The organism is Streptomyces sp. NPDC006393, from assembly GCF_040628575.1.
Classification (GTDB): Bacteria; Actinomycetota; Actinomycetes; order Streptomycetales; family Streptomycetaceae; genus Streptomyces.
Genome location: NZ_JBEXZD010000223.1, coordinates 1 through 1,646 on the forward strand (window position 1 = coordinate 1; position 1,646 = coordinate 1,646).

Below are 1,646 nucleotides of genomic sequence, written 5' to 3' on the forward strand. Positions count from 1 at the left end.
CAGTTCGAGGAGCGGCTGAAGAAGGTCATCGAGGACGTGCAGGCGGCCAAGGGGCAGGTCATCCTGTTCATCGACGAGATGCACACCGTCGTGGGCGCCGGTGCCACGGGTGAGGGGTCGATGGACGCCTCCAACATGCTCAAGCCCGCCCTGGCCCGCGGTGAACTCCACGTCGTGGGCGCCACGACCATCGACGAGTACCGCAAGCACGTGGAGAAGGACGCCGCTCTGGAGCGCAGGTTCCAGCCGGTGATGGTCGCCGAACCCACCGTGGAGGAGACCGTGCAGATCCTGGAGGGCCTGCGCGACGCCTACGAGGCGCATCACCAGGTGCGGTTCGCCGACGGGGCACTGGCCGCGGCCGCCGAGCTGTCCGACCGCTACATCTCCGACCGGTTCCTGCCCGACAAGGCCATCGACGTCATGGACCAGGCCGGCGCCCGGGTGCGGCTGCGCGGCGCGGACCGCTCCACCGAGCTGGTGGGTCTGGAGGACCGCATCGCGCGGTTGCAGCGGGAGAAGGACCAGGCGGTGGCGGTGGAGGACTTCGAGAAGGCCTCCCAGATCAAACAGCAGATCGACCAGGCGGAGGCCGAACTGGCCGGGATCCAGGAGCGTCGCGAGGGCGTGGTGTCGGTGACGGCCACGGACATCGCGGATGTGGTCTCGCGGCGGACGGGGATCCCGGTCGCGCAGCTGACGTCCAGTGAGAAGGACCGGCTGCTGCGGCTGGAGGAGGAGATGCACGAGCGGATCGTCGGCCAGGACGAGGCCGTCACCGCCGTGTCCCAGGCGGTACGCCGCAACCGCGCCGGCATGGGCGACCCGAACCGGCCGGTCGGCTCCTTCCTCTTCCTGGGCCCCACCGGAGTGGGCAAGACCGAGCTGGCCAAGACCCTCGCCGAGCTGCTGTTCGGCGAGGAGAACCGCATGATCCGCTTCGACATGAGCGAGTTCCAGGAGAAGCACACCGTCGCCCGCCTGGTCGGCGCCCCGCCCGGATACATCGGCTACGAGGAAGCCGGACAGCTCACCGAGAAGGTCCGCCGCCGGCCCTACAGCGTCATCCTGTTCGACGAGGTCGAAAAGGCCCACCCCGACGTGTTCAACACCCTGCTGCAGATCCTCGACGACGGACGCCTCACCGACGCCCAGGGACGCACCGTCGACTTCCGCCACACCGTCATCATCATGACCTCCAACATCGGCGCCCAGCGCATCATCGACCACCACGGCGACGTCACCGAACTCAAGGACGAACTCATGGAACTGCTGCGCACGCGGTTCCTGCCCGAGTTCCTCAACCGCATCGACGACATCATCCTCTTCCACAGCCTCACCCAGGACGACCTGTCCGACATCGTCGGCCACCTGCTGGACCAGAGCGAACACCGCGTCCACGCCCAGGGCATGAAACTCGAGGTCACCGAGGCGGCCAGGAAACTCCTCGTCGCCCACGGCCACCAGCCCGAGTTCGGCGCCCGCCCCCTGCGCCGCACCATCCAGACCGAACTCGACAACCGCATCGCCACCCTCCTGCTCGCCGGCGACGCCGAACCCGGCGACACCATCGTCGCCGACGTCGTCAAGGACACCCTCCACTGCACCGTCCACCACCCCGCCCCGAGCGACGAAACAACAGCGGC

1 protein-coding gene is annotated in these 1,646 nt (G+C 68.3%); it reads left to right on the plus strand.

Going from position 1 to position 1,646, the window contains the following annotated elements:
• Window positions 1-1,646: AAA family ATPase (locus ABZ484_RS38690; protein ID WP_358870632.1), on the plus strand; the 1,646-nt coding region annotated here is incomplete at both ends.